The organism is Pseudomonas aegrilactucae, from assembly GCF_019168305.1.
GTDB classification, from domain to species: Bacteria; Pseudomonadota; Gammaproteobacteria; order Pseudomonadales; family Pseudomonadaceae; genus Aquipseudomonas; species Aquipseudomonas aegrilactucae.
Genome location: NZ_JAHTBI010000160.1, coordinates 1 through 8,261, shown reverse-complemented (window position 1 = coordinate 8,261; position 8,261 = coordinate 1). Strand labels below are relative to the sequence as shown.

6 protein-coding genes, 1 tRNA gene and 1 pseudogene are annotated in these 8,261 nt (G+C 62.3%); 5 read left to right on the top strand and 3 right to left on the bottom strand.

The features are described 5' to 3' along the window. Positions 1 to 254 precede the first annotated feature (254 nt). Positions 255 to 1,388, bottom strand: a pseudogene (locus KUO17_RS26200) (aminotransferase class V-fold PLP-dependent enzyme). Positions 1,389 to 1,460: 72 nt separating this feature from the next. On the opposite strand from KUO17_RS26200, the gene KUO17_RS26195 reads away from it, so the two are divergent. The 4 genes from KUO17_RS26195 (at position 1,461) to KUO17_RS26180 (ending at position 4,442) form a co-directional block, all read left to right on the top strand. Continuing rightward, positions 1,461 to 2,099, top strand: a complete 639-nt coding sequence (locus KUO17_RS26195; RefSeq protein WP_163946716.1) for a TetR/AcrR family transcriptional regulator — start codon at positions 1,461 to 1,463, stop codon at positions 2,097 to 2,099. A gap of 126 nt (positions 2,100 to 2,225) precedes the next feature. Beyond that, on the top strand, positions 2,226 to 3,194 hold the full coding sequence (locus KUO17_RS26190; protein WP_217978449.1) for a GTP 3',8-cyclase MoaA: 969 nt from the start codon (positions 2,226 to 2,228) through the stop codon (positions 3,192 to 3,194). 77 nt (positions 3,195 to 3,271) lie between these two features. Then, the gene (locus tag KUO17_RS26185; protein ID WP_163946710.1) at positions 3,272 to 3,874 is read left to right on the top strand and encodes a DUF4823 domain-containing protein; all 603 of its coding nucleotides are present in this window, start codon (positions 3,272 to 3,274) and stop codon (positions 3,872 to 3,874) included. A 10-nt stretch (positions 3,875 to 3,884) separates the two neighbouring features. After that, complete coding sequence (locus KUO17_RS26180; RefSeq protein ID WP_217978448.1) at positions 3,885 to 4,442, top strand: DUF1285 domain-containing protein; 558 nt, start codon at positions 3,885 to 3,887, stop codon at positions 4,440 to 4,442. A gap of 77 nt (positions 4,443 to 4,519) precedes the next feature. Here the strand turns inward: KUO17_RS26180 and KUO17_RS26175 are convergent. Both KUO17_RS26175 and KUO17_RS26170 read right to left on the bottom strand, forming a co-directional pair. Beyond that, positions 4,520 to 4,595 (bottom strand) — tRNA-Asn (locus KUO17_RS26175). A 61-nt stretch (positions 4,596 to 4,656) separates the two neighbouring features. Next, positions 4,657 to 5,853: an amino acid aminotransferase gene (locus KUO17_RS26170; RefSeq protein WP_217978447.1), complete on the bottom strand. Its 1,197-nt coding sequence runs from the start codon at positions 5,851 to 5,853 to the stop codon at positions 4,657 to 4,659. Between the two features lie 293 nt (positions 5,854 to 6,146). Here KUO17_RS26170 and uvrB point away from each other — a divergent pair, with 293 nt between their 5' ends. Next, positions 6,147 to 8,162, top strand: a complete 2,016-nt coding sequence (uvrB, locus tag KUO17_RS26165) for an excinuclease ABC subunit UvrB (protein WP_217978446.1) — start codon at positions 6,147 to 6,149, stop codon at positions 8,160 to 8,162. Positions 8,163 to 8,261: the final 99 nt, after the last annotated feature.

The window sequence follows — 8,261 nt, the reverse complement described above, 5'->3', positions numbered from 1 at the left end:
ATCAAGATCAAGATCAAGATCAACGGCAACGGCAACGGCAGCCCGCCGCACGGGCAAAAAAAACCCGGGTTCTGGGGGGGGAATCCGGGTTAAGACCATTAGGAGTAAAACAAAGGCGAGCGGTCCATGTTCACCTTCATCGGCGCGTCACTTGGGGGGATGCGTCGCGCCAACACCTCAAGTATTGGTCAGGTTCCATCAGGCGCTGGTCGTTTTTTAAACAGATTTGGAATACACCAGCCCCTGCTGAGCACTCATTGCTCTGCAATGCGCCGCACAATTGCAACAGTTTCGTCGATCACACGCCGTTCGGTATAGAAGTGTGGGGAAAACCGCACCCCAGGCCCCCGTGTGATACACACCACCTGTTCCTGCTTCAGTTGCTGGTAAACCCTGGCATTGTCGACCCCGTCGAGGCTGAACGACACAATCCCCGCACGCCGCTGCGCCACCTGCGGACTGTGCAGGCGCGCACCAGGAATCTCCAGCAACCCCGCGCATAGCCATTGCACTCGCTGCTCGATGGCCGTCGCCACCTGTACCATCCCTACTTCTTCGAGCAGCGACAGGCTCGCGTCCAGCGCCGCGGCACCGAGCATGTTCGGGCTGCCGCACTCGAAGCGTCGTGCGCTGTGGGCCGGCTCCCAGGTGGTACGGGTGTAGTCACCCATATGTTCGAGCATGTGCCAGCCATATTCACTGAGATTGAGCTGCGGTCGAACCTCGGCGCGGCAATAGAACACGCCCAGGCCCTCCGGCCCGAGCATCCACTTGTGTCCATCGGCCATGGCGAAATCGCACTGGTAGGCCTGCACGTCGAAGGGCAGGGCGCCCAACTGCTGGATCGCATCGATGCAGAACAGCACACCGCGTGCCCGGCAACCCTCGCCCAGGCGTACCAGGTCCAGGCGCAGGCCGCTGGCGAACTGCACGGCACTGATCGCCAGCAGTTTTACCCGCGGGCCGCACGCCGCCAGCAGGGCGCCCTCGGGGTCGTCGCCCTTCAGGCTCACCTGCAGCACCTCCACGCCCTGAGTGGCCAAGGCTTCTCAGGCGATACGGTTGGACGGGAATTCCTCGTCGCTGATGACGATCTGGTCGCCTTGCTGCCAATCCAGTCCGAAGGCGACGAATGACAGGGCTTCGGACGTATTCTTGACCAGTGCGATGTCATCGGTGGAGGGCGCGTTCGTCAGGCGCATCAGGCGTTCGCGCAGCCGTTGTTCCATCGCCATCCAGTCCGGATAGTCGCGCGCACCCAGTAAAACGTTCTCTTTGGCAAAGCGACTGACTGCCTCGGCCGCCCGTCTGGGCCATGGGGCGACGGCGGCATGGTTCAGGTAACGCAGGCCGTCAGCTTGTTCAAACTCATCAAGAAACATAGGCATGGTCGGATGATCCGTGCATTTTGGCGCAAGTTAGGCATAATACCGGGCTTCGATTTTGATCCAGTCCTTCTTATGCAGAAAGAACCTCGTAAGGTCCGTGAGTTTCGTCGCCGTGAGCAAGAAATTCTCGATACCGCGCTCAAGCTGTTTCTCGAACAGGGTGAAGACAGTGTCACCGTCGAGATGATCGCTGACGCCGTCGGTATCGGCAAAGGCACGATCTACAAGCACTTCAAGTCCAAGGCGGAGATCTACCTGCGCCTGATGCTCGACTACGAGCGCGACTTGAACGAATTGCTGCACTCTGCCGATGTCGACCGCGACAAGGAAGCCCTGTCGCGCGCCTATTTTGAATTTCGCATGCGTGACCCGCAGCGTTATCGCCTGTTCGACCGCCTGGAAGAGAAGGTGGTCAAGGGCAATCAGGTGCCGGAGATGGTCGAGGAGTTGCACAAGATCCGCGCCTCCAACTTCGAGCGCCTCACGCTGCTGATCAAGGGGCGCATCAGCGAGGGCAAGCTGGAGGATGTGCCACCGTACTTCCACTATTGCGCAGCCTGGGCGCTGGTGCACGGCGCCGTGGCGCTGTACCACTCGCCGTTCTGGAGCAACGTGCTGGAGGACCAGGAAGGGTTCTTCCAGTTCCTCATGGATATCGGCGTGCGGATGGGCAACAAGCGCAAGCGCGACCCCGAACCTTCCGGCAACTGAGCCACCGCTGGCGCTCTTGCGCTACTGAGCCACGCTGCGCAGGAATATACTCAGGTAAGAGGCTTGCAAAAAACTGATTTCTGAGTCAGGTTTTGCAGGCCCGATTCATCCATGCCGGAGTTCTCCATGATTGTCGATCGCCAAGGCAGACGTTTTCGCAATTTGCGTGTCAGCCTCACCGCGGCCTGCAACTATGCCTGCACCTACTGTGTGCCGGACGGCAAGCGCCTGGTCGCGGCGCAGGACGAACTCTCGGCCGAAGCCATGGCGCGCGCCGTGGCCTACCTGATCGAGGCTGCAGGCATCGAGCGCCTGCGCATCACCGGCGGTGAGCCGCTGGTCAGCCCCAAGCTCGAAACCTTTCTGTCTGGCGTGGCCACCCTGGGCCTGGACGATATCAGCCTCACCACCAACGGCCAGTTGCTGGCGCGCAAGCTGCCCTTGCTGGTGGGTGCCGGCATTCGTCGCCTCAACGTCTCCCTCGATACGCTGGATGCCGGTGCGTTTCGCAGTATCTCCCGTGGCGGCGACCTGGCCAGCGTGCTGGACGGGCTGCAGCAGGCCAGCGACGCGGGCATGAAGGTCAAGGTCAACATGGTGCCGCTGCGTGGGCAGAACCTCGACCAGGTGCTGCCGCTGCTCGACTACTGCCTGGCGCGAGGCTACGAACTGCGCTTTATCGAGCTGATGCGCATGGGCCACCTGGCCAGGGACAACAATGCGTTCCTGCAGCAGTTCGTCAGCCTGGAGCAGTTGCTGCAGCTGATCGGCGGGCATCACGAGTACGCCCAGGCCGATGCCCCGGTCGACGCCACCGCCTTGCGCTACCGGGTGCCGGGGCAGGGCTACTTCGGTGTCATTGCCAACGAGAGCGTACCGTTCTGCCGCACCTGTTCGCGCCTGCGGCTGTCCTCCACCGGCTGGCTGCACGGCTGCCTGTCGTCGAGCAACCGGCACTTTATCGGCGACCTGCTCGACAAGCCTCGCCATCAGGCGCTGCCGGCCTTGCAGGGCGTGCTGATGAAAGCCCTGGGCGACAAGCAGGCGGTGGCGTTTTCCGGCGGTGCCACGGTGATGAAGATCATCGGCGGTTGAGCAAACCCTCCAGCTGGCGCAAAACCTGCATCTGGCGGCTGTTCGCCGGTTTTCCGTCACCGGCTTCTGGAGGAAAGATGCGTAGCCTGGTTCTGCTGCTGGCGCTGATGGCGCTGGGTGGCTGCATGAATGTCAGTGATATGGGCGAAGGCGTCCGTTACCACATGAGCGACGCCGGTCTGCTCGATCACAGTGAAACTCGCCGTTCGCTGTCGGTACGCTTGCAACCCGACTCTTTCATCTTTATCGGTCAGGGTGTGTTCGTGCCGCCGGGCAGTGCCTACCCGCGGCCCAATGTGGTGGCTGAGGAGGCCTTCAAGGGCTTTGTCGAATACTTCCCGCTGGTGCGCCGTGCCCAGGGGCCGCTGGGCCTTGAAGACGCCCTTAACGAAGCGCGTGACGTCGGTGCGCATTACCTGCTGTACGCGCGTTTTGCCAAGGCCGACAACCGTATCGGCAACGGCGACGAATGGTACGACGAGCAGGCTGTCGATCGCCTGGGTATCGATACCGGCGTGATCCAGCTGATGCTGATCGAGACCAGTACCCGCTACCTGATCGACACCGTGCGCATTCGCAGCCGTGGCGGTTTGCTGACGTTCCACGACAACCAGCCGCAGGATTTGATTGCGGCACCGCTTGAGGATTACGCTCGCAGCCTGTTGGGCATGAGCCGCTGAGGAGCAGATAATGGTGGACACCGGCAAGGCCAACGACCTGTTGGCACAAATCCCGGCCGGCAAAGGCCTGCCGCCGGTGCACCTGTGGAACCCGGATTTCTGCGGTGCCATCGACATGCGCATCGCCCGTGACGGTACCTGGTACTACCTGGGCACGCCGATCGGGCGCAAGCCGATGGTGCGCCTGTTTTCCACCATTATTCGCCGTGATGGCGACGACTACTTCCTGGTTACGCCGGTGGAGAAGGTCGGCATCACGGTCGACGATGCGCCGTTCGTGGCCGTGCTGATGGACGTGCAGGGCAGTGGCGAGCAGCAGGTGCTGCGCTTGACCAGCAATGTCGAGGACGTGGTCGAGGCGGGGCCTGAGCATCCGCTGCGCTTCGTGATCGATCCGCACACCCAGGAGCCGTCGCCCTACGTGCATATGCGGACCAATCTCGAAGCCTTGATACACCGCAGCGTGTTCTATCAGCTGGTCGAGCTGGCGGTGCCGCGCGAGATCGGCGGCGAGCAGTGGCTGGGGGTGTGGAGTGGGGGGCAGTTCTTCCCCATCGGGCGCAGCTAGCTTCGGTAGCAGGTTGCGGGTACGCATGAACGAAAAAGCCCCCAGTGCTCAACGCAACTGGGGGCTTTTTCTGTGTTTGGCTCCGCGACCAGGACTCGAACCTGGGACCCAATGATTAACAGTCATTTGCTCTACCGACTGAGCTATCGCGGAATCTGGGGCGTATCTTACTGATTGCTAAGGGGAAGTCAAGCTTCCCCCGTGCAATCGGGTATTACAGGACCTCGACGATGGCCTTGGTCACCACGTGGATGTTGTTCTGGTTCAGCGAGGCAACACAGATGCGACCGGTATCCAGAGCATAGATGGCGTGCTCGTCTTTCAAGCGCGCTACCTGCTCAACGGTCAGGCCCGAGTAGGAGAACATGCCGCACTGGCGACCGACGAAGCTGAAGTCCTGCTGGGCGCCGTACTGCTTGAGCAGCTCGACCATCTGCTTGCGCATGCCGTGGATGCGCAGGCGCATTTCGGCCAGTTCCACTTCCCACATGGCACGCAGCTCAGGGCTGTTGAGCACGGTAGCGACGATGGTCGCGCCGTGGGTCGGCGGGTTGGAGTAGTTGGTGCGGATCACGCGCTTGACCTGCGACAGCACGCGGGTGGCTTCTTCCTTGGACTCGGTGACGATCGACAGTGCACCCACGCGCTCGCCGTACAGCGAGAACGACTTGGAGAACGAACTGGACACGAAGAAGTCCAGTCCCGACTCGGCAAACAGGCGCACAGCGGCGGCGTCTTCGGCGATGCCTTCGCCAAAGCCCTGGTAGGCCATGTCCAGGAACGGGATGTGGCCCTTGGCCTTGACCACCTCGAGCACGTTCTTCCAGTCCGACGGGCTCAGGTCGACACCGGTTGGGTTGTGGCAGCAGGCGTGCAGCACGATGATCGAGCCGGACGGCAGCGCGTTCAGGTCTTCGAGCATGCCGGCACGGTTCACGTCGTGGGTGGCGGCGTCGTAGTAGCGGTAGTTCTGTACCGGGAAGCCGGCGGTTTCAAACAGGGCGCGGTGGTTTTCCCAGCTCGGGTCGCTGATGGCAACCGTGGCGTTGGGCGACAGCTGCTTGAGGAAGTCGGCACCGATCTTCAGGGCGCCGGTACCGCCGACGGCCTGGGTGGTGACCACACGGCCAGCGGCCAGCAGGGCAGAGTCGGCACCGAACAGCAGCTTCTGCACGGCCTGGTCGTAGGCCACGATGCCGTCGATCGGCAGGTAGCCACGGGAAGCGTGCTGGGCAGCGCGTTGGGTTTCGGCTTCGATGACTGCACGCAGCAGTGGGATGCGCCCTTCTTCGTTGCAGTAAACGCCTACACCCAGGTTCACCTTGTGGGTGCGGGTATCGGCATTGAACGCTTCGTTGAGGCCCAGGATAGGGTCGCGGGGTGCCAGCTCGACAGCGGAAAACAGGCTCATTTTTACCTTGGCTCTGATGGAGAGTGATAGGGGTTGCACGCTCCAAGCCGGATGCACTGAAGCGGTGCACAAACGGGGAGTCAGTATAGTGATACCCATCGGTCACGGCGACAGTCTGTCGCAGCTTTTCCTGCTGTTTGCGCAAATATTTTTCGACCGTTAGTCGCATGCCCGGGTCAATACTGGGAAATGCCTCGGCATTTGCCTTGAAACTGGCGCCGTGGGCCACTAATTGGGTATAAGTACTGTCTATAGATACAGTTGCCTGTGTCTGCTCATTTCAGGGGTTAGTCATGTCCGAGTTTCAGCTCGTCACCCGTTTCCAGCCGGCCGGCGATCAGCCCGAAGCCATCCGCCTGATGGTCGAAGGTATCGAGGCCGGGCTGGCGCATCAGACCCTGCTCGGGGTGACGGGGTCGGGCAAGACCTTCAGCATTGCCAACGTGATCGCCCAGGTGCAGCGCCCCACGCTGGTGCTGGCGCCAAACAAGACCTTGGCCGCGCAGCTGTACGGCGAATTCAAGTCGTTCTTCCCGAATAACGCGGTGGAGTATTTCGTTTCCTACTACGACTACTACCAGCCTGAAGCCTATGTGCCGTCGTCCGACACCTTCATCGAGAAGGATGCGTCGATCAACGACCATATCGAGCAGATGCGCCTGTCGGCGACCAAGGCGCTGCTGGAGCGGCGCGACGCGATCATCGTCACCACCGTGTCGTGCATCTACGGCCTCGGCAGCCCGGAAAGCTACCTGAAAATGGTCCTGCACGTGGACCGCGGCGACAAGCTTGACCAGCGCGCGCTGCTGCGCCGCCTGGCCGACCTGCAGTACACCCGCAACGACATGGACTTTGCCCGCGCCACCTTCCGGGTACGCGGCGACGTGATCGACATCTTCCCGGCCGAATCGGACCTGGAGGCGATCCGCATCGAGCTGTTCGACGACGAGGTGGAGAACATCGCGGCGTTCGACCCGTTGACCGGCGAGGTGATCCGCAAGCTGCCGCGCTTCACCTTCTACCCCAAGAGCCACTACGTGACGCCGCGCGAGACCCTGCTCGATGCGATGGAGGGGATCAAGGTCGAGCTCAAGGAGCGCCTCGAGTACCTGCACAAGCACAACAAGCTGGTCGAAGCCCAGCGGCTGGAGCAGCGCACCCGTTTCGACCTGGAGATGATCCTGGAGCTGGGCTACTGCAACGGCATCGAGAACTACTCGCGCTACCTGTCCGGGCGCCCGGCCGGCGCGCCGCCGCCGACCCTCTATGACTACCTGCCGGCAGATGCGCTGCTGGTGATCGACGAGTCCCACGTCAGCGTTCCGCAGGTGGGGGCGATGTACAAGGGCGACCGCTCGCGCAAGGAAACCCTGGTTGAATACGGCTTTCGCCTGCCGTCGGCGCTGGACAACCGACCGATGCGCTTCGACGAGTGGGAGTCGGTCAGCCCGCAGACCATCTTCGTCTCGGCCACCCCTGGCAACTACGAGGCCGAGCATGCCGGTCGGGTGGTGGAGCAGGTGGTGCGCCCCACCGGCCTGGTGGACCCGCAGGTGGAGATTCGCCCGGCCACCACCCAGGTCGACGACCTGCTGTCCGAAATTCGCAAGCGCGTGGCGGTGGAGGAGCGCGTACTGGTCACCACCCTGACCAAGCGCATGGCCGAGGACCTCAGCGATTACCTGGCCGATCACGATGTGCGGGTGCGTTACCTGCACTCGGACATCGACACCGTGGAGCGCGTCGAGATCATCCGCGACCTGCGCCTGGGCACCTTCGATGTGCTGGTGGGGATCAACCTGTTGCGTGAGGGCCTGGACATGCCCGAGGTGTCGCTGGTGGCGATCCTCGATGCGGACAAGGAAGGTTTCCTGCGCTCGGAGCGTTCGCTGATCCAGACCATCGGTCGGGCGGCGCGTAACCTCAATGGCCGGGCGATCCTGTACGCGGACAACATGACGGGCTCCATGGAGCGGGCCATCGGCGAGACCGAGCGCAGGCGCGACAAGCAGATCGCGTTCAACGAGGCCAACGGCATCGTGCCCAGGGGTGTGGTCAAGGACATTACCGACATCATGGAAGGCGCCAATGTACCGGGCTCGCGCAGCAAGAAGCGCAAGGGCATGGCCAAGGCGGCTGAGGAGCGCGAGCGTTACGAGGCCGAACTGCGTTCGCCGGGCGAGATCGCCAAGCGCATCAAGGCCCTGGAAGAGAAGATGTACCAGCTGGCGCGCGACCTGGAGTTCGAGGCTGCGGCGCAGATGCGCGACGAGATCGCGCAATTGCGTGAGCGTCTGCTTACCGTCTGATGGCCCCTTCGCGGGCTTGGCCCGCGAACGAGCGCGCAGCGGTCGTAAACCCTGCATGCACGGTGCATCAGGTACACCACGTGCACCGGTTTTACTGGC